Genomic DNA, 17,437 nt, shown 5'->3' with positions numbered 1-17,437 from the left:
GTGAGCGTCACAGCGAGCGATCAGGAACAGGTGGAGTGGGAGCGGCGGGCTCGGTGCAGGACCGAGCCCGCCGCCGCACGTGCAGAACCCGGTCGGTGGCGGCCTCGTCCTGGTCGACCACGAGACGCGGAACGTGTCGGCGTCAGGCCGCTGGAAGCGCTCGATGTTCAGGGCGATGGCCGTGAACGGTGCCGCAGGCGGCCTTTGCGCCGGCCCCGAGCCGAACGGGGGAGGAGACCGGCGTCGATCAGACGAAACGTCCCTTGTGGAACACCAGGGGAGCGGTGTCCCCGTCGCCTGCCCCCAGCGCCTCCACCCGACCTACGACGATCAAGTGGTCGCCTCCCGTGTGCACCGCCTGGATCGCGCAGTCGACCCAGGCGGCGGTGCCCGTGAGGCGCGGCGAGCCGGAGACCGGGGCCGCGTCGTACTCGACGCCCGCGAACTTGTCCGTACCGCTCCTCGCGAACCCGCGGCACAACTCGCCCTGCTCGGCGCCCAGTACGTTGACGCAGAAGACGCCCGCGCGGGCGATGAACGGCCAGGTCCTCGACGTACGGCCGACCATGAAGACGACGAGCGGCGGGTCGAGGGAGAGGGCGGCGAAGGACTGGCAGGCGAAGCCGGCGGGTGAGGTCTCGCCTTCGGCGGCCGGGGCGGTGATGACGGTGACGCCGGTGGCGAAGTTGCCCAGTACGCGCCGGAATTCGGCCGGGGCGACGGGTGCCCGCTCGTCCTCGCCGACCGCCCGTAAGTCCGGCCGGGGCAGCGCTTCGACGGGGCCCTCGACGGTGGGTGCCACTGTTGGTGCTCCGGTCGACCTGAGATACCGGACGGCAGCCGCCGCCATTCCCGCTTGTCCCAGCATGCCCTCCATTGGAGCTGACGGAACGTCAGAAGTGAAGCCCCATAGGGCAATCAAGACGGGTCAACTACCGCTGTAGCGCGGGCTCCGCCGCTCCACGAAGCTCGCCACACCTTCCCGCGCGTCCGACGTCGTCATGTTGATCTCCTGGGCGGTGGCCTCGGCGGCGAAGGCGGTGGCGCGGTCGGAGTCGAGAGAGGCGTTGACCAGTTGCTTGGTCAGGGCGAGGGCGCGGGTCGGGCCGGCGGCCAGGCGTTCCGCCCACTCGCGGGCCGTCTTGTGGAGGTCGTCGGCCGGGACGACCCGGTTGACCAGGCCCAGGCGCTCGGCGTCCGGGGCGGTGAGCGCGTCGCCGAAGAACATCAGTTCCTTCGCGCGCTGTGGGCCGACCAGCCGGGGGAGGAGATACGCCCCGCCGCCGTCGGGGACGAGTCCGCGCCGTACGAACACCTCGATGAACCGCGCCTGTTCGGCGGCCAGGACCAGGTCGCAGGCGAGGGCCAGGTGGGCGCCGAGGCCGGCCGCCGTGCCGTTCACGGCGGCGATGACCGGCTTCTCGCAGTCCAGGACGGCGGCGATCAGCCGTTGCGCGCCGAGCCGGATGACCCGGGCCACGTCACCGGCAACCCGTTCCCCGTCGGCCTGTCCGGCACCACCTCGCAGGTCCGCGCCCGCGCAGAAGCCGCGGCCGGTCCCGGTGAGGACGACGGCTCGTACGGCGGGGTCGGCGGACGCGTCCGAAAAAAATTGGATCAGGCGTTCTCGCTGGTCAGGGGTGATGGCGTTGAGGGTTTCGGGGCGGTTGAGGGTGATCCACGAGACGTGATTGTCAGTGGCGTGCAGTACCAATGACTCAGACGCATCAGCGGATTTTTCCGGCTCTTCCGGGATTTCCGGCGTGCTGGACTCTTCGGGGGAGGAAGTCATGGGAGTGCTGCTCCGTTTCTTGTGGCGGCTACAGCGGCTACAGCGGCTACAGCGGCTGCTGGTTCACGTCCTGGTTCTCCGGACCTGGGCCGCACACCGCCAGCGCGTCCAGCGCCACCGCTCCCTGCCCCCTGGGCAGCACCATCAGCGGGTTGATGTCGAGCTCCGCCAGCTCGTCCCCGAGTTCCAGCGCCATGCGCTGCACCCGCAGGACGACCTCGACGAGCGCGTCCAGGTCGGCCGGGGGGCGCCCCCGGACACCGTCGAGGAGGGGACGCCCGCGCAGCTCGGTCAGCATGTCCCGCGCCTGCTCCTCACCGAAGGGCGGCACGCGTACGGCGGTGTCCCGCAGCACCTCCACGAGCACGCCCCCGAGCCCCACCGTCACCGTCGGGCCGAACAGGTCGTCGTGCGTGACGCCGACGACCATCTCGACGCCCCGCTCGACCATCTGGCACACGAGTACGCCGTCCAGGTCCACGCCCTCGTAGCGGGCGATGTCGGTCAGCTCGCGATAGGCGTCGCGGACCTGGCTGGCCGAGGTCAGCTCGATCTTCACCAGCCCGAGTTCCGTCTTGTGCGCGATCTGGCCGCCCGACGCCTTCATCACCACCGGGTAGCCCACCAGGCCCGCCGCCCGCACGGCCGCCGCAGCGCTGGTCACCAACTGCTCGCGCGGCACCCGGATTCCGTACGCGCGCAGCAGCAGCTTCGCGGCGTGCTCGCTCAGCGCCTCGCCCGGCCGCATCAGCGCACGCGCCTTGCGGAAACTGGGCGAGGGGGTGCGCGGGGCCTCGTCGAAGGGCGAGCGGTACGAGGCGGTGAACCGGGCGTGGTCGAGATGGGCGCGCACGGCGGTCACGCAGTTCGCGAAGGTACGGAACGTCGCCACCCGGGAGGACCCGAGCAGCGTCTCGCGGTACGCCGACTCCGTGCCGACCGGCGATCCCCAGATCACGCACACCAGCTTGTCCGTCTGCTCGGCCGCGTCCACGAGGTCCTGCGCGAGCTTGTCGCTCATCGGGGGGAAGGGGCCGGTGATGGGGCAGACCAGGACGCCCACCGCCGGGTCGGCGAGGATCGCGTCGATGATCTTCCGGCCGCGCCAGTCGCCGACCGGATGCCCGCCGCTGTCGACCGGGTTGGCCACGTTCAGGTAGTCGGGTATCCACTCGTGCAGCTCCGCCTGCTTGGCGGCGGACAGCTGCGGCAGGTTCAGCCCGGCCTCCGTCGCCAGGTCCGCGAAGTGCGCGCCCGTGCCGCCCGAGATCGAATAGACGGCGACCCCGTCGGCGAGAGGACGGCGGGCGCGGGCCAACAGGGCTGAGGTGTCCTGGAGTTGGTCGAGACCGTCGACGCGGATCACGCCGTACTGCCGCATCGCCGCGTCCACCACCGTGTCGGCGCCGGTCAGCTTGCCGGTGTGGGAGGCGGCGGTGCGGGCGCCGGTCTCCGTGCGGCCCACCTTGACCGCGACGACCGGTACTCCGCGCCGGGCGGCCCGGTCGGCCGCGAGGAGAAAGGAACGGCCGTCCTTGAGGCCCTCGACGTAGCAGGCGATGGCGCCCACCTCGGGGCGCTCGGAGAAGTAGGAGATGAAGTCGGCGGTCTCCAGATCGGCCTCGTTGCCGGTGGGGGCCCAGTGGGAGAGGCGGATGCCGAGTTCCTGGAGGGCGAACACCGGGCGGCCCTGGTGGCCGGACTGGGTGATCAGGGCGATCGCGGGGCCGTCGAGGTCTTCGCGGAAGTTCTCGAAGGCGTTGAGGTTGGTGTTCGGGCCGAGGAGACGCAGGCCGGAGCGGCGGACGGCGGCGGACAGACGGGCCTGTGCCTCCGCTCCCGCCTCGCCCGTCTCCGCGAACCCGGAGGCGAAGGCGACGGCGAACCTCACCTTGGCCTCGGCGAGTTGCTCGACCAGGGGAAGGGGATCGGCGACCAGCAGCACGGCGAGATCGACCTGCTCGGGCAGGTCCGCGACGGAGGGGAAGCAGGGGATGCCGAAGACGGCCTCGCGGGTCGGGTGCACCGGGTGCAGCCGGGCACCGACCCGCTCGGCCCACGCCAGCAACTGCCGGGTGATACCGGTGTTCGGCCGCCCCTCGGCGTCCGAGGCACCGATCACCGCCAGGGACTGGGGCCGGAAGAAGCGGTCGAGGTCGGGCACGCCGGCGTACAGCGGCCGGCCGCTGACGTCGAGATCGTCGACGTCGGCGGGCCTGCCGTGCACGACCGGCGAGGGCTGCTCGCCGCAGGCGATGACCCGGGCCCGACGGGAGGTGGTGGTGAGGGTGCCGTGGGTTGATCCAAGCATCGGTCCGCCCGCTCCTCTGTGACAGCTCGTGACAGCTTCGTGACAGCCAATAAACTGACGCAGTGTCAGGTTACTTCTCAGGTTACTGAACTGACACTCCGTCAGGAATGGCTGTGCGAGGAGCAAAGTCGGACGACCGATGGTTGTGGTCGTCAGAGTTCTTCGAGCAGGGCGAAGGTCAGCGCGTCGACAGGGCGGGGCTCGGTGTCGGACTCCTCGCTTGCGGTGTTCACCATCATCACCACCGCCGTCATGCTCTGCCGGCTGAACGCCGCACAGGTACTGAATCCGCCGGTGCCGCCGTTGTGCCAGGTCATGGTCCGGCCGTCGGACAGCGCGCTGAGATGCCAGCCGAGCCCGAGCCGCAGGTTCTCGTCGACGGTGAAGTGGGGGCGCTGGGTCAGTTCGATCGCGTCCCGCAACGGCGAGCGTTCCGGGCGCAGTTGTGCGCCGAGATAGCGGAGCATGTCGTCGGCGGTGCTGTAGATGGAGGTGCCCGCGGCGGTGAGGACGTGGTCGTGCCAGTCGGGGACGGGATCCCCGTCGAGATGACCGACGGCCTTGCGGGAGGCCATGTCCGGCCTGAGGGTCGTCGTCGTGTCGGGCAGGCGCAGCGGCCGGGTCACGTCGCGCTCCAGCATCGCGGGCACGTCGTCGAAGGCCAGCGACTGTCCGAGCAGTCCCGACCCGAGGTTCGAGTACTCGTAGGTGCTGCCCGGCTCGGCGCTCAGCGTCGTCTCGGCCAGGCCGACGGCCAGGTCGTCCAGCGTGTAGTGCGCGTACGGGTCGTAGGGGTCCGCTTCCGCCAGGAGATTCGGAGGCAGTGAGGGCAGACCGGAGGTGTGGGTCGCCAGGTCGACCAGGGTGATCGGCCGAGGGCCCTTGCGCGGGATGCGGAACGCGGGGGGCAGAACGAGCGGCGCGTCGAGGCGGGCCGTGCCCGAACACACGGCGCGCGCGAGAGCGGTGGTGGTGAGGGTCTTGCCGATCGAGCCGAGCTGGAACACCGTCCTGCCGCCCGGTGTGGGGCCGTCCTGGGCTGCGCCGGCCGCGTATCCGTGTCCGCCGCGGATGACTCCGCACACCGCGCTCGGGCTGCCGGCGGCCAGTGCGCGGTCCAGGTATCGCCGCACCCGCGCGGCCAGTTCACCCTCGGCCGCCGTGGCGCTTCCGACCGCTGTGGCGTTCCCGGGTAACAGTGACGCACCGGCACCGGCTGTCACCGAGCCCAGTAGCTTCCGTCGATTCATGAACCACTCCTCGTCCTCGTCCTCGTCCTCGTCATCGTCACGTCAGGTCTGTCATGTCATCGAGTTCGGTGCCGGCGCCATCGCGGACAACGGCGCGAGCAGCGGCACCACTCTGCCTGCGGGCACCTGGTAGTGCCCATGCCCCTCGGAGCCGGCCGGCGGCGGTGAGTTGTTCGAGGCGTCCGGGGCGTGCGGGGATGTCGTCAGACAGGGAGCCGGGCGGCCTGGCGTTTGCCGTCCTTGGCGATGACTTTGGCGATTTTCACCGCGTCGATCGCCAGCTCGCGGAACATCCCGCTGATGGGGTTGGTGAAGCCGGTGAAGTAGAGGCCTGGCGCGTTCTTCGGGGAGCGGGGTCCGTGGACGACCGGCTTGCCGTGCGCGTCGAGTACGTCGAGGTGGCCGACGAGGCCTTCCAGGCCCCGGAGGTATCCGGTGGCGGCGATGACGGCGTCCGGTTCGAGGCGCTCGCCGTCGGCGAGGACGACCTTGCCGTCCTCGAACCCGTCCACGGCGGCCACGATCTCGACGCGCCCCTGCCGTACGGCGTCGATGAGGCCGACGTCCTGTACCGGGAGGGAGCCCTCGGTCACCCGTGAGTACAGCCCGGTGTCGGGGCGGGGCAGCCCGTGGGCGGACAGGTCGGGCACGCTCACCTTGGCCATCGCCCCGGCGAGCCGGTCGACGAGCCGCACCGGCAGTCGTCGTACGGCGATGCCCGTGAACTGGGCCGCCCAGCCGGCCGTGGAACGCCGCACGATGTGCGGAGCGGTACGCACCGACAGCCGCACCCGCGCGGCCCCGCCCTCCACCAGGTCGACGGCGATCTCGGCACCGGTGTTGCCGATGCCGACGACGAGGACGTCACGGCCGGCGTAGGGCCCGGCGTTGCGGTAGTGGCCGGCGTGCAGCAGGTCGCCGAGGTAGGCGTCGCGCCCCGGCCAGTCGGGGATCCGGGGGGTGTGGTTGGTCCCGGTGGCGACGACGACCGCGCAGCCGGTCAGCTCGCGCCCACCGGTGGCGTGCAGCAGCCAGCCGGTGCCGTCGGCGGTCCGCTCGACCCGGGACACCTCGACGCCGGTGACGACCTCCAGCTCGTGGTGCTCGGCGTACTTGTCCAGATACCGCACCACGTCGTCCCGGGCCACCCACCGCCCGAACGAGCGCGGCATCGCCAGCCCCGGCAGCGAGGACAGCCGCCGGGTGGTGTGCAGACGCAGCCGGTCGTAATGCCGCCGCCAGGACGCCCCGATCCGGTCGCCCCGCTCCAGCACGACGGCCCGCACACCCTGCGCCCGCAGCGCGTGCGCCACGGCGAGACCGCCGGGGCCGCCGCCGATGACGTACACGGGGGCGGGCGGAGACGGTAGGGGTGTCGGTGAGGCGGCCATGTATCTGAGCGTATTCACGTGCTCACTTGGTAGGTCTCGGGCAAGACCGGAATTGGTTGCGGATTGATCACGGCTGTGGGGGAGATGGGCGGGGCCGGTGGGGCAGGCGGCCTGGTTGCGGGGGTGCGGTGAGGGCATACTGAGCCGACGTAGCGAGCTGACGTGCCGTCAGATTCGGACATTTGTCAGGGGGCCGTGGACATGGGCACGGACAGGAACGGGTTCGACATTCCGGAGATCGACGCCTTCACGCGCGTCTACTGGGACGCGGCGGCCGAGGGGCGGCTGCTCGTGCGGCGGTGCGGGGGGTGTGGGCGCGCTCATCACTACCCCCGCGAGTTCTGCCCGCACTGCTGGAGCGAGGACGTGACGTGGGAGACCGCGAGCGGGCTGGCCACGCTCTACACCTGGTCCGTCGTCCACCGCAACGACCTGCCGCCCTTCGGGGAACGCACGCCGTACGTCGCCGCCGTCGTCGACCTCGACGAGGGGCCGCGGATGATGACGGAGGTGGAAGGGGCGGAAGGTGGGTTGCGGGTCGGGATGGGGCTGGAGGTCGCCTTTCGGGAGGGTGTGCCGATTTTCCGTCCCCGAGGTGGGAGTCGTACAGCCGTACGGGCTTCAATGGGCTGATGGCCCATATCCATGAGCACGCCCTCTCTCAACCCATCCCCACCCAGCCCATCCCCGAATTTCCCGAGCTGCTCGGTCACGGACTCCGGCTGCGGCAGTGGCGCGCGGACTCCGACACCGACGTCGACGCGTGGCTGCGCGGACTGACCGACCCGGACTTCAGGCGCTGGAACACCCCGATGAAGCCGGTCACCGACGTCGACAGCGCCCGTGACTCCCTCGGCACCCGTTCCGGGACCGCGGCGGACGGCACCCGGGTGTCCTTCTGCGTCACGGACATCTCCACCGGCGCGATACTCGGCCACCTGGGCATCAACGACATCGACCCCTTCATGCGGCTCGCCCGCGTCGGCTACTGGGTCCTGCCCGAGGCCCGTGGCAAGCGCGTCGCCACCCGCGCCCTCGCCCTCGGCGCGCGCTGGGCCTTCGACAGCCTCGGCCTGAACCGCCTGGAACTGGGCCACGCCGTCGGCCACGACGCCTCCTGCCGCGTCGCCGACCACTGCGGATTCCGGTACGAGGGAACCCTGCGGGGCGCGATGTTCGAAGCGGAACGGCAGGACCTCTTCCGGGATGTGCACCTGCACGCGCGGGTCGCCCAGGACCCGGAGCCGAAGCCGAAGCCGGATCAGGGGGAGGGCAGGCCTACGGCCACAGCAACTCCCTGAGCCAACCCGTATCCGTGCGGCGGTACTTGAGCCGTAGGTGGCGGCGCTCGGCGTCTCCCTGGAAGAACTCGGCCTCGTCGGGGCGCAGACGGTACAGGGTCCAGGTCGGTGCGGGGGCGTCCGGTTCGCGCTGCGCCCGTTCCCAAGCCTCCCGCGAGGTGTGCTCCAACTCGGCCACCGAGCCCAGCACTTCACTCTGGCGGCCGGTCAGCGCGGCGGCCAGTGCTCCCGTCGAGCGGGCGTGCAGGTCGGCCTGTGCTTCGGGAGAGGGGGCGGACTCGACGGGGCCCCGCAGCCGGATCTGGCGGCCCAGCGCGGGCCAGTAGAAGTGGAGCGCGGCGTAGGGGCGCGCAGCGAGTTGGCGCCCCTTGGCGCTTCCGGAGTGCGAGGCGAAGGCCCAGCCGTCGGCGTCCGCGCCGTGCAGCATGACGGTGCGTACGTCGGGCAGGCCGTCCGCGTCCGACGTGGCCAGGGACATGGTGTGCGGCTCGGGCTGGCCGGCGGCCACCGCCTCCGCGAACCAGGTGGTGAACAGGGGGAGCGGGGCGGAGGGTGCCGTGTCCGGGGCGAAGGGCGGCAGCGTGGTGACCTCGGGGGACCACACCCGCAGGGTCCTGAGCAGCTCGTGAAGATCCGGATCCGGTTCCATGGGACGAGTATCGCGGGTACGAGTATCGCGGGTACGTGGATCTCGGCAGTCATGGTGCCGTGCTGTGCCGTGTCGCTGTGGCGCCCGCACGGCGAAACGGCCCTCCCGCCCGGCTGGTTGGCCGAACTGGAGGGCCGCGTCACGATCGGCGAAATCGCCGGCGACTTCGCCATGGTGATGACTCAGGGCCCGGCACCGGCGCGCTTGAGCCGCCTGGCGGCGTTACGCGAGCGAAGTCACAGGCCCGGACGGAACCTGGCTCAGAGCTCCTGGAGGTACACCTTCACGGCGTTGCGCGAGTCGGTGTACGACTTGTTGCTGAAGTCGAACTCCACGGTCTCCCCCTTGGGGCAGGCCTTACTGCTGTACTGCTTGCTGCCGTCGTTGTAGACCGCGTAGACGCGGGCGCACTCACCGTCGGATGCCTTGTCGGTGACGTTGCCGAACACGTCGACCTTGCCGCCCGAGCAGTTGATGGTCCAGTCGGCCTCGGCTCCGCTGCTTGTCACATGGTGCTCGGAGTTGCACTTGGCGAGTACGCCCGCCGACTGTGCGCCTGCCGATCCGGTGGTCAGCATCAGCCCGCCCGCGAGGGCGGCGGTCGCGGCGGAAGCGGCCATCAGTGTACGGATCTTGGACATGATTTCCTCCCGTTTGTGCCGTGCGGTGTGTTGCCCAAGCAACGGTGCCATGGAGCGGCTGTGAGGATCCTGAAGGTTCCTGAAGGCTTCCTCAGGAACCTCGCGACCTGTGGTCATCCTGAATGTCATGCGGATATTGGTGGTGGAGGACGACCTCAGGCTGGCCGAGCTGCTGCGACGCGGACTTGTGGGCGAGGGGTACGCCGTCGACCTGGCTCATGACGGGTTGCACGGGCTGGAGTTGGCGCTGGAGACCGGTTACGACGCCATCGTCCTGGACGTGATGCTGCCGGGCCTGAACGGCTACCGGCTGTGTGGGCGATTACGCGAGGCCGGCGTATGGACACCGGTGCTGATGCTGACCGCCAAGGACGGGGAGTACGACGAGGCCGAGGGTCTGGACACCGGCGCCGACGACTATGTCACCAAGCCGTTCTCCTTCGTCGCCCTCGCCGCCCGCATGCGGGCACTGCTGCGGCGCGGCCGGCCCGAACGTCCCGCGGTCATCCGGGTTGGCGACCTGGAGATCGACCCCGCGGCACGCAGCTGCCGACGGGGAAGCGCACCCGTGGAGCTCACCGCGCGGGAGTTCGCCGTCCTGGAGTACCTGGCACGACGCAGCGGTGAGACCGTCTCCAAGAGAGAGGTCCTGGAACACGTGTGGGACCACCGGTTCGACGGTGACGTGAACGTGGTCGAGGTGTACGTCAGTGCCCTGCGCCGCAAGATCGATGCTCCGTTCGGGCGGCGCACGATCCACACCGTCCGTGGTGTCGGCTACCGCTTCGACGCCGCCGAAGGCGCACGCGCATGAGGCGCCGTCATCTGCGAAGGCCATGGCGATGGTTGTGGCCGAGCACGCTGCGTATGCGGCTGACATTGCTGTCCGTCGTCATGACCGTGATGTTGCTGATCGCCTGTGCTGTCGCGCTCAGCCTCACCTTCGAAAGGCTCGAGCCACGACTGTCGTTCATGCCATGGGCTGACGACCGGGCGTCTACGCCTATCCGGATGTACTACTCCGGACCCGGACAGGATGGATTTACTTTCGCTGGAATCAAGAGCTATCAAGGCCAGTTGAACGCCCTCATGTGGAAGATGGCTTGGAGCGCACTGGGTCTCACGCTCCTGACCGGCGCGAGCACCTGGTTCGCGGTGGGCCGGGTACTGCGCCCGGTCGAGGGCATCCGTGCCGAATTCGCCAAGCTCAGTGCCCATCACCTCGACCGGCGCGTTCCCGTACCCCGGGCCGGGAACGAGATCGCCCGCCTGGCCGAGACGATGAACGCCACCCTGGACCGACTGGAGACCGCAGTCGACCGGCAGCGCCAGTTCGTCGCGGACGCTTCCCACGAACTGCGCACTCCCCTTGCCTGCCTGCGCACCGAACTCGAACTCGCCCTCCACCGCACCGGGGCCGCCGACTGGCCGCAAGTCGTCCACGACGCCCACGAGGACACCAAACGCCTCCAAGACCTGACCGAAGACCTCCTGCTCCTGGCCCGCCTCGACGCCAACCACACCGACCGGCAACCGGACCGGAGCGTCGACCTCACCGACCTGGTCCGCGACGAGACCGCCCGTCGCCGCCCGCCCCGGGGCCTGGCCGTCGACGTGCACACCGAACCCGGCCCCGTCACCGTGCGAGGCCATCCGATGCTGCTCGCCCGAGTCCTCGGCAACCTTCTCGACAACGCCGAACGCCACGCCAACAGCACCATCACCGTCCGCCTCACCCACGACCGCGACGGCGGCGAAGCCGTCCTGGACGTCCAGGACGACGGGCCCGGTATCCCGCTCAAGGACCACCAGCGGGTCTTCGAGCGTTTCACCCGCCTCGACGACGCCCGCACCCGCGATGCCGGCGGCTCCGGACTCGGCCTGGCCATTGCCCACCGCATCACCACGACTCACCACGGCACCCTCACCATCAGACCCAGCGCTCACGGCGCGCACTTCACGCTCCGCTTCCCCCAGCTCCGTTCCGGATGACAGCCGACGGGCCTGTCCATGGCCCGCATCCGCCGGGTTCGGCGAATATCACCCCAGGCCCTGACGGCTGCGCGCGAACTGCGCCATCAGCACCCCGTGCAGCAACTCCGCGTCCACGAACTCCCCCACCTCCGGCGCCCCGCAACGCCAGCTCAGGGGGTACGTGTTGCCCTCCGCCGCCGGTACCCCGACGTACTCTGCCTGCGCCACCGACCGCGCGAACTTCCTTGCCCCCGGCGGCCATTCGTACTCCTCGCTCTCCCCGGGCGCGAGCAGGAAGTACGTCGATCGGCCCCCGCCCACCTCGCGTACGACGGGGCCGGGCCGTCCGCCGGTCAGGGTCAGGAGATGGTGCACGGCTGCCTCGCCGCGTACCCCGTCCACGCGGACGGCGTCGAACTGGACTCCGGCGAGACGTAGTTGAAGGCCGGACTTGGGGACCCAATTCGGGGGGAGTTTGCTCGTCATAACCACAAGGGTCGCGCCGAATACGTAGCGTGACCAGCAGGACGCGGTGTACTTCAGTGGTTGTGGGGAGGACGGTGGTCGTTGTGGGATCGAACGGTGAGGTGTCGAAGGAACGGAAGCTTGTGGGGGAGCTGCTGCGGATCTCCCGGGGCCGCCTGGAACTGACCCAGAAGCAGGCGGCGGACGTACTCCTGGTCGCGGAGTCCACCTACGGGTCGTATGAGCGGTGCGAGCGGATTCCGCCGATCGACTTCCTGCGGGACGCGGACCGGGGGCTCGACGCGCGGGGCGCGATCATCGCCTGCATCGAGATGATGGAGGAGGAGAAGTACCCGCCGGAGTTCGTGAGTTGGGTGCGGATGGAGCGCAAGGCGCTCATGATCAGCGCGTACGAGAACATGCTGATTCCGGGACTGCTCCAGACCCCGGCGCACGCGCAGGCCCTCTACGAGGCGCGGCGACCGGCATACACCGAGGGGGAGATCGAGAAGCTCGTCACCGCTCGACTGGAACGGCAGGAGGTACTGACACGCAACCCGCCGCCGTTCGTGGGATACGTGATCGAGGAGTCCGTGCTGGAGCGGAATCTCGGGAGCGACGAGGTGCTGAAGGAGCAGTTGCTGTACATCCTGGAATGCATCGGGAAGATGCGACAGCACCTCACAGTCCAGGTGATGCCGACCAGGCGGCACACGCACGCTGGGCTCAACGGCCCGATGCAGCTGATGAGTACGGACGAGGGGAAAAATCTGGTGTACGTGGAGGCGCACGGCGGCAGTAGGTTGATCCACAAGTCGGAGCAGGTGATCGATCTGTTCGAGAAGTTCGGCATCCTGCGCGCCCAGGCCCTCACTCCCTGGGAGTCCGAGGAGCTGATCCAGCAGAAGGCGGGAGAACTGTGAACGCGACCGGACTGGCCTGGTTCAAGTCCAGCTACAGCAACAACGAGGGCGAGGCCTGTCTCGAAGTCGCCTACACCTGGCGGAAGTCCAGCTACAGCACGAACGAGGGCGGAGAGTGCGTCGAAATAGCCGCCTGCCCCCACACCATCCACATCCGCGACTCCAAGAACCTGCTGAGCCCGGACGCCGACGCACCCACCCTCGCCGTCGCGCCCGTCACCTGGACCAGCTTTCTGCGTACCGTCGGCTGAGGCCGCGTAGAGACGGAAAACGTCCAGGCCGACCCGTAGCGTACGGGCCGACCTGGACGTCGTGACTCAGTCGATCAGTCGATCAGCGGATCAGACGAGGTCGAAACGGTCCGCGTTCGACACCTTGACCCACGCCTTGACGAAGTCCTTGACGAACTTCTCCTTGGCGTCGTCGCTCGCGTAGACCTCCGCGACCGCGCGCAGCTCGGAGTTGGAGCCGAAGACCAGGTCGGCACGCGTGCCGGTCCACTTGACCTGGCCCGAGGCGTCGCGGCCCTCGAAGGTGTTCTGGTCCTCGGACGTGGCCGTCCACTCCGTACCCAGCTCCAGCAGGTTGACGAAGAAGTCGTTCGTCAGCTTGCCCGGGGTGTCGGTGAAGACGCCGTGCGAGGAGCCCTGGTGGTTCGCGCCGAGGACGCGCAGGCCGCCGACGAGGACGGTCAGCTCGGGGGCGCTCAGGTTGAGCAGGTTGGCCTTGTCGAGCAGCAGGTACTCGGCGGGGAGGCGGTTGCCCTTGCCGAGGTAGTTGCGGAACCCGTCGGCGGTCGGCTCCAGGGCGGCGAAGGACTCGACGTCCGTCTGCTCCTGCGTCGCGTCGACGCGGCCCGGCGTGAAGGGGACCTCGATGTCGAAGCCGGCGTCCTTGGCCGCCTTCTCGACGCCCGCGGCACCCGCGAGGACGATCACGTCGGCGAGGGAGATCTGCTTGCCGCCGGACTGCGCGGCGTTGAAGGACGACTGCACGCCCTCCAGGGTGCGCAGCACCGTGGCGAGCTCGTCCGGGTTGTTGACCTCCCAGCCGGCCTGCGGCTGGAGGCGGATACGGGCACCGTTGGCGCCACCGCGCTTGTCGCTGCCACGGAACGACGAGGCCGCGGCCCAGGTGGTGGAGACCAGCTGGGACACCGTGAGGCCGGAGTCGAGGATCTGCGCCTTGAGGGCGGAGACGTCGGCGGCGTCGACGAGCTCGTGCGTGACCGCGGGCAGCGGGTCCTGCCACAGCAGCGTCTCGGTCGGGACCTCGGGGCCGAGGTAGCGGACGACCGGGCCCAGGTCGCGGTGGGTCAGCTTGAACCAGGCGCGGGCGAACGCGTCCGCGAACTGCTCCGGGTGCTCGTAGAAGCGACGGGAGATCTCCGCGTACGCCGGGTCGAACCGGAGCGCGAGGTCGGTCGTCAGCATCATCGGAGGCTTGGACTTCGACGCGTCGTGGGCGTCCGGGATGGTGCCGGCGCCGGCCCCGTCCTTGGCGACCCACTGCTTGGCACCGGCGGGGCTGGTGGTCAGCTCGTAGTCGTACTCGAAGAGGTTCTTGAAGAACCCGTGGCTCCACTGGGCCGGTGTGCTCGTCCAGGTGACCTCGAGGCCACTGGTGATCGCGTCGCCGGCCTTGCCCGAGCCGTACGTGCTCTTCCAGCCGAAGCCCTGCTGCTCGATCGGGGCGGCCTCGGGGTCGGGGCCGACCGCGTCCGCCGGACCGGCGCCGTGGGTCTTGCCGAAGGTGTGGCCACCGGCGATGAGGGCGACGGTCTCCTCGTCGTCCATCGCCATACGGCGGAACGTCTCACGGATGTCGCGGGCCGAGGCGAGCGGGTCCGGGTTGCCGTTGGGGCCCTCCGGGTTGACGTAGATGAGGCCCATCTGGACGGCGCCGAGGGGCTCCTCCAGCTCACGGTCGCCGGTGTAGCGCTCGTCGTCGAGCCAGATCTTCTCGGGACCCCAGTACACGTCCTCGTCGGGCTCCCAGACGTCCGCGCGGCCGCCGCCGAAGCCGAAGGTCTCGAAGCCCATCGACTCCAGGGCCACGTTGCCCGCGAGGATCATGAGGTCGGCCCAGGAGAGGTTCTGGCCGTACTTCTTCTTGACCGGCCACAGCAGACGGCGGGCCTTGTCGAGGTTGCCGTTGTCCGGCCAGCTGTTCAGGGGGGCGAAGCGCTGCTGACCGGCGCCGGCGCCACCGCGGCCGTCGCTGATGCGGTACGTGCCCGCGCTGTGCCAGGCCATCCGGATCATGAACGGGCCGTAGTGCCCGAAGTCGGCCGGCCACCAGTCCTTGGAGTCGGTCAGTACCGCGGCGATGTCCTGCTTGACGGCCGGAAGGTCCAGGGTCTGGAACGCGGCGGCGTAGTCGAACTCCTCACCGAGGGGGTTCGAGACGGCCGGGTTCTTCGCGAGGATCTTCAGGTTCAGCTGCTCGGGCCACCACTGACGGTTGCCGCCGCCCTGGGTCGGGTGCGGGGCGCGCGTGTGCGCGACCGGGCAGCCGCCCGTGCCCTCGGTTTTCGCGTCGGTGACGATCGCGTCATGGTTCTCAGACATGGGAATCCTTCCGGACGGGGCAGATCTCGGTGTTGCTCACGAACTGCTTTCTCAGGAACTGGGGGGTGGGGGGATGCTCGGGCCTGTGGAGGAAGTCACACACGCCCTCGCGTCGCTTCTGTCTCCTGCCGCACTGGAGTCTCTTCCTGTCCCTTGGCTCCCTTGGCCATCGCCGTAAGCGATCCTACAATGGACAAGGTCCAAGTCAAGAAGTGTGACAAATCCATATCCTATCGGAACCCGGACGTCCACTGGTAAAATCCGTGTATTCCGCCGAACCTGAATAGGTGAACAACATGAGCGACCTGCTGGAGCGACTGCGTGGACGCGGCTGGCGGATGACTTCCCAGCGGCGTGTCGTTGCGGAGGTCCTCGACGGGGAACACGTCCATTACACGGCCGACGAGGTGCACGCCCGTGCCGCCCAGCGGCTGCCGGAGATCTCCCGGGCGACCGTCTACAACACCCTGGGTGAGCTGGTCTCACTGGGCGAGGTCATAGAGGTCGCCACGGACGGCCGGGCCAAGCGCTACGACCCGAACGCGCACCACCCCCACCACCACCTGATCTGCTCGAACTGCGGCACGATCAGGGATGTCCACCCCACGGGCGACCCCATGGCGGACCTCCCGGCGGAGGAACGCTTCGGCTTCACGGTGTCCCAGGTCGAGGTGACCTACCGGGGGCTGTGCGGGGCCTGCGCGTAAGCGGAGCGAGGCGGATCCAGACGGAGCAGGCCGCGAAGGCCGACGGGGCCCTCGCGGCGGCCGCGCGTCACGCGGGTCACGCCCGTCACGCCGTCACGCCTCACGCCGTCACGCCGTCACGCGACGGTGTACGCGGAGTCCCCGAAGTCGGCGATCACTCGAAGCTCCCCGCCCAGGGCGCGCACAAAGGAGCACTCCAGCGGGTGAACCGGGCGCCACGCGCCGGCGACGCCCCGCTCACCCCCGGCCCAGTACCACCGTGCCCGACGAGCAGAACCAGCCGCCCGTCCCCGACGCCACGCCGAGCTTCGGCAGGTCTCCCGCAGCCGTACGGACCTGTCGCGCGCCCGCGTCCCCGCGCAGCTGCCGTACCGCCTCCACCAGGAGGAACAGCCCCCGCATGCCCGGGTGTTGGGCCGACAGGCCGCCCCCGTCCGTGTTGACCGGCAGCTCGCCGCCCGCCACCCGCAGGCGGCCCTTTCCGGCGTCCACGAACTCTCCGCCCTCGCCCTTTCCGCAGAAGCCGAGGTCCTCCAGTGTCACCAGCGTCATGTAGGTGAACGCGTCGTAGATCTCCGCGAAGTCCATCTCGTCCGGCCTGACCCCCGCCCGCTCGAAGGCGAGCCGTCCGCTCGCCGCCGCCGGGGACACCGTGAAGTCGGCCCACTCCGACATGCTCACGTGCGAGACGTGCTCACCCGTGCCGAGGATCCACACCGGCCGCGTACGGCAGTCCCGTACGTAATCCTCGGCCGCCAGCAGCACCGCCGCGCCCCCGTCGGAGCGCAGACAGCAGTGGAGCTTGGTGAAGGGGTCCGCGATCATCGGTCCTTCGAGCACCTCGTCGACGGTGATCGGCGTGCGGAACATCGCCTCGGGGTTCAGCGCGGCGTTCGCCCTCGCCTGGACCGCCACCGACGCCAACTGCTCGATCGTCGTGCCGTATTCGTGCATGTGGCGGCGGGCGGCCATCGCGTACTTGGCGATGAGCGTGTGGCCGTACGGCACCTCGAACTGCAGGGGGCCGCGCGCGCCGAAGGAGAGGTTGCCGGTCCGCCGGCCCGCCTTGACGTCCGCGCGGGCCGTGGAGCCGTAGACGAGGAGTACGGCGTTCGCGTGGCCCGCCGCTATCGCGTCCGCCGCGTGCGCCGCCATGACCTCCCAGGTCGAGCCGCCGACCGAGGTGGAGTCGACCCAGGTGGGGCGCAGCCCGAGATATTCGGCCACCTCGGCGGGGGCCAGCGTGCCGAGACCGGCGGACGCGAAACCGTCCACCACCTCCCGGCCGAGCCCGGCGTCCGCCAGCGCCCGCCGGGCGGCCTGCGCGTGCAGGGCGTACGGGGTGACGTCGTCCACCCGGCCGCAGTCCGACAGGGCCACCCCGACGATCGCGACCTTCCGGCTCACCGTCTGTCCCTCCCTCTTGCCGTCCGCCGATTTCACCGTCGACTCGGCATGAATCT

At 69.8% G+C, this 17,437-nt stretch carries 18 protein-coding genes; 8 read left to right on the top strand and 10 right to left on the bottom strand.

Going from position 1 to position 17,437, the window contains the following annotated elements; translation table 11 throughout:
- Positions 1–247: 247 nt before the first annotated feature.
- The 4 genes from ADL01_RS08060 to ADL01_RS08045 all read right to left on the bottom strand — a co-directional run bounded on the left by ADL01_RS08060 (position 248) and on the right by ADL01_RS08045 (position 5,353).
- Positions 248–868, bottom strand: a complete 621-nt coding sequence (locus tag ADL01_RS08060; RefSeq protein ID WP_234354543.1) for a flavin reductase family protein — start codon at positions 866–868, stop codon at positions 248–250.
- 60 nt (positions 869–928) lie between these two features.
- Entirely contained in the window at positions 929–1,792 is an 864-nt protein-coding gene (locus tag ADL01_RS08055) for an enoyl-CoA hydratase/isomerase family protein (protein ID WP_053741210.1), read from the bottom strand.
- Positions 1,793–1,838: 46 nt separating this feature from the next.
- Complete coding sequence (locus ADL01_RS08050; RefSeq protein WP_053741209.1) at positions 1,839–4,103, bottom strand: acetate--CoA ligase family protein; 2,265 nt, start codon at positions 4,101–4,103, stop codon at positions 1,839–1,841.
- Positions 4,104–4,255: 152 nt separating this feature from the next.
- Positions 4,256–5,353, bottom strand: a complete 1,098-nt coding sequence (locus ADL01_RS08045; protein WP_053741208.1) for a serine hydrolase domain-containing protein — start codon at positions 5,351–5,353, stop codon at positions 4,256–4,258.
- On the opposite strand from ADL01_RS08045, the gene ADL01_RS47200 reads away from it, so the two are divergent.
- Positions 5,352–5,486 carry a hypothetical protein gene (locus ADL01_RS47200; protein ID WP_267889906.1) on the top strand — a complete coding sequence of 45 codons (135 nt, stop codon included), beginning with the start codon at positions 5,352–5,354 and terminating at the stop codon, positions 5,484–5,486. The genes ADL01_RS08045 and ADL01_RS47200 overlap by 2 nt on opposite strands.
- A gap of 70 nt (positions 5,487–5,556) precedes the next feature.
- On the opposite strand, the gene ADL01_RS08040 is transcribed toward ADL01_RS47200, so the two are convergent.
- The gene (locus tag ADL01_RS08040) at positions 5,557–6,744 is read right to left on the bottom strand and encodes a flavin-containing monooxygenase (protein ID WP_053741207.1); all 1,188 of its coding nucleotides are present in this window, start codon (positions 6,742–6,744) and stop codon (positions 5,557–5,559) included.
- A 201-nt stretch (positions 6,745–6,945) separates the two neighbouring features.
- Here ADL01_RS08040 and ADL01_RS08035 point away from each other — a divergent pair, with 201 nt between their 5' ends.
- Both ADL01_RS08035 and ADL01_RS08030 read left to right on the top strand, forming a co-directional pair.
- Positions 6,946–7,377, top strand: a complete 432-nt coding sequence (locus ADL01_RS08035) for a Zn-ribbon domain-containing OB-fold protein (protein ID WP_053741218.1) — start codon at positions 6,946–6,948, stop codon at positions 7,375–7,377.
- Positions 7,377–8,045 carry a GNAT family N-acetyltransferase gene (locus tag ADL01_RS08030; protein WP_053741206.1) on the top strand — a complete coding sequence of 223 codons (669 nt, stop codon included), beginning with the start codon at positions 7,377–7,379 and terminating at the stop codon, positions 8,043–8,045. Before ADL01_RS08035 ends, ADL01_RS08030 begins: the two co-directional genes overlap by 1 nt.
- Here the strand turns inward: ADL01_RS08030 and ADL01_RS08025 are convergent.
- A complete protein-coding gene (locus tag ADL01_RS08025; protein ID WP_053741205.1) occupies positions 8,023–8,694 on the bottom strand; it encodes a pyridoxine/pyridoxamine 5'-phosphate oxidase in 672 nt (223 codons plus the stop codon). The genes ADL01_RS08030 and ADL01_RS08025 overlap by 23 nt on opposite strands.
- A gap of 260 nt (positions 8,695–8,954) precedes the next feature.
- Entirely contained in the window at positions 8,955–9,335 is a 381-nt protein-coding gene (locus ADL01_RS45280; protein ID WP_053741204.1) for a hypothetical protein, read from the bottom strand.
- Between the two features lie 127 nt (positions 9,336–9,462).
- Between ADL01_RS45280 and ADL01_RS08015 the strand changes: the two genes are divergently transcribed.
- Both ADL01_RS08015 and ADL01_RS08010 read left to right on the top strand, forming a co-directional pair.
- On the top strand, positions 9,463–10,149 hold the full coding sequence (locus ADL01_RS08015) for a response regulator transcription factor (RefSeq protein ID WP_053741217.1): 687 nt from the start codon (positions 9,463–9,465) through the stop codon (positions 10,147–10,149).
- A 263-nt stretch (positions 10,150–10,412) separates the two neighbouring features.
- The gene (locus ADL01_RS08010) at positions 10,413–11,327 is read left to right on the top strand and encodes a sensor histidine kinase (RefSeq protein ID WP_234354542.1); all 915 of its coding nucleotides are present in this window, start codon (positions 10,413–10,415) and stop codon (positions 11,325–11,327) included.
- Positions 11,328–11,375: 48 nt separating this feature from the next.
- Here the strand turns inward: ADL01_RS08010 and ADL01_RS08005 are convergent, their stop codons facing one another.
- Positions 11,376–11,795 (bottom strand): hypothetical protein, encoded by a 420-nt coding sequence (locus tag ADL01_RS08005; protein WP_053741202.1) that lies wholly within the window; start codon positions 11,793–11,795, stop codon positions 11,376–11,378.
- An 83-nt stretch (positions 11,796–11,878) separates the two neighbouring features.
- Here ADL01_RS08005 and ADL01_RS08000 point away from each other — a divergent pair, with 83 nt between their 5' ends.
- On the top strand, positions 11,879–12,697 hold the full coding sequence (locus ADL01_RS08000; protein ID WP_234354541.1) for a helix-turn-helix domain-containing protein: 819 nt from the start codon (positions 11,879–11,881) through the stop codon (positions 12,695–12,697).
- Entirely contained in the window at positions 12,694–12,948 is a 255-nt protein-coding gene (locus tag ADL01_RS07995) for a DUF397 domain-containing protein (RefSeq protein WP_053741201.1), read from the top strand. Before ADL01_RS08000 ends, ADL01_RS07995 begins: the two co-directional genes overlap by 4 nt.
- A 90-nt stretch (positions 12,949–13,038) precedes the next feature.
- Here the strand turns inward: ADL01_RS07995 and katG are convergent, their stop codons facing one another.
- Positions 13,039–15,267 (bottom strand): catalase/peroxidase HPI, encoded by a 2,229-nt coding sequence (gene katG / locus ADL01_RS07990; RefSeq protein WP_053741200.1) that lies wholly within the window; start codon positions 15,265–15,267, stop codon positions 13,039–13,041.
- Positions 15,268–15,563: 296 nt separating this feature from the next.
- Between katG and ADL01_RS07985 the strand changes: the two genes are divergently transcribed.
- Entirely contained in the window at positions 15,564–15,974 is a 411-nt protein-coding gene (locus tag ADL01_RS07985) for a Fur family transcriptional regulator (RefSeq protein WP_053741215.1), read from the top strand.
- Between the two features lie 237 nt (positions 15,975–16,211).
- Here the strand turns inward: ADL01_RS07985 and ADL01_RS07980 are convergent, their stop codons facing one another.
- Positions 16,212–17,381 carry a thiolase C-terminal domain-containing protein gene (locus tag ADL01_RS07980; protein ID WP_053741199.1) on the bottom strand — a complete coding sequence of 390 codons (1,170 nt, stop codon included), beginning with the start codon at positions 17,379–17,381 and terminating at the stop codon, positions 16,212–16,214.
- Positions 17,382–17,437: the final 56 nt, after the last annotated feature.

Origin of the sequence: Streptomyces sp. NRRL WC-3618 (genome assembly GCF_001280005.1) — a bacterium.
Lineage (GTDB): Bacteria > Actinomycetota > Actinomycetes > Streptomycetales > Streptomycetaceae > Streptomyces.
This window is presented reverse-complemented; position numbering and strand designations above follow the sequence as displayed.

What these genes read in the sequence shown, in the direction of transcription:
- ADL01_RS08035 (WP_053741218.1), top strand. Translation starts at nt 6,946, where the DNA reads ATGGGCACGGACAGGAACGGGTTCGACATTCCGGAGATCGACGCCTTC.
- ADL01_RS07985 (WP_053741215.1), top strand. Translation starts at nt 15,564, where the DNA reads ATGAGCGACCTGCTGGAGCGACTGCGTGGACGCGGCTGGCGGATGACT.
- ADL01_RS45280 (WP_053741204.1), bottom strand. Translation starts at nt 9,335, where the DNA reads ATGTCCAAGATCCGTACACTGATGGCCGCTTCCGCCGCGACCGCCGCC.
- ADL01_RS08030 (WP_053741206.1), top strand. Translation starts at nt 7,377, where the DNA reads ATGGCCCATATCCATGAGCACGCCCTCTCTCAACCCATCCCCACCCAG.
- ADL01_RS08015 (WP_053741217.1), top strand. Translation starts at nt 9,463, where the DNA reads ATGCGGATATTGGTGGTGGAGGACGACCTCAGGCTGGCCGAGCTGCTG.
- ADL01_RS08055 (WP_053741210.1), bottom strand. Translation starts at nt 1,792, where the DNA reads ATGACTTCCTCCCCCGAAGAGTCCAGCACGCCGGAAATCCCGGAAGAG.
- ADL01_RS08025 (WP_053741205.1), bottom strand. Translation starts at nt 8,694, where the DNA reads ATGGAACCGGATCCGGATCTTCACGAGCTGCTCAGGACCCTGCGGGTG.
- ADL01_RS08050 (WP_053741209.1), bottom strand. Translation starts at nt 4,103, where the DNA reads ATGCTTGGATCAACCCACGGCACCCTCACCACCACCTCCCGTCGGGCC.
- ADL01_RS08060 (WP_234354543.1), bottom strand. Translation starts at nt 868, where the DNA reads ATGCTGGGACAAGCGGGAATGGCGGCGGCTGCCGTCCGGTATCTCAGG.
- katG (WP_053741200.1), bottom strand. Translation starts at nt 15,267, where the DNA reads ATGTCTGAGAACCATGACGCGATCGTCACCGACGCGAAAACCGAGGGC.
- ADL01_RS08005 (WP_053741202.1), bottom strand. Translation starts at nt 11,795, where the DNA reads ATGACGAGCAAACTCCCCCCGAATTGGGTCCCCAAGTCCGGCCTTCAA.
- ADL01_RS08045 (WP_053741208.1), bottom strand. Translation starts at nt 5,353, where the DNA reads ATGAATCGACGGAAGCTACTGGGCTCGGTGACAGCCGGTGCCGGTGCG.
- ADL01_RS08040 (WP_053741207.1), bottom strand. Translation starts at nt 6,744, where the DNA reads ATGGCCGCCTCACCGACACCCCTACCGTCTCCGCCCGCCCCCGTGTAC.
- ADL01_RS47200 (WP_267889906.1), top strand. Translation starts at nt 5,352, where the DNA reads ATGAACCACTCCTCGTCCTCGTCCTCGTCCTCGTCATCGTCACGTCAG.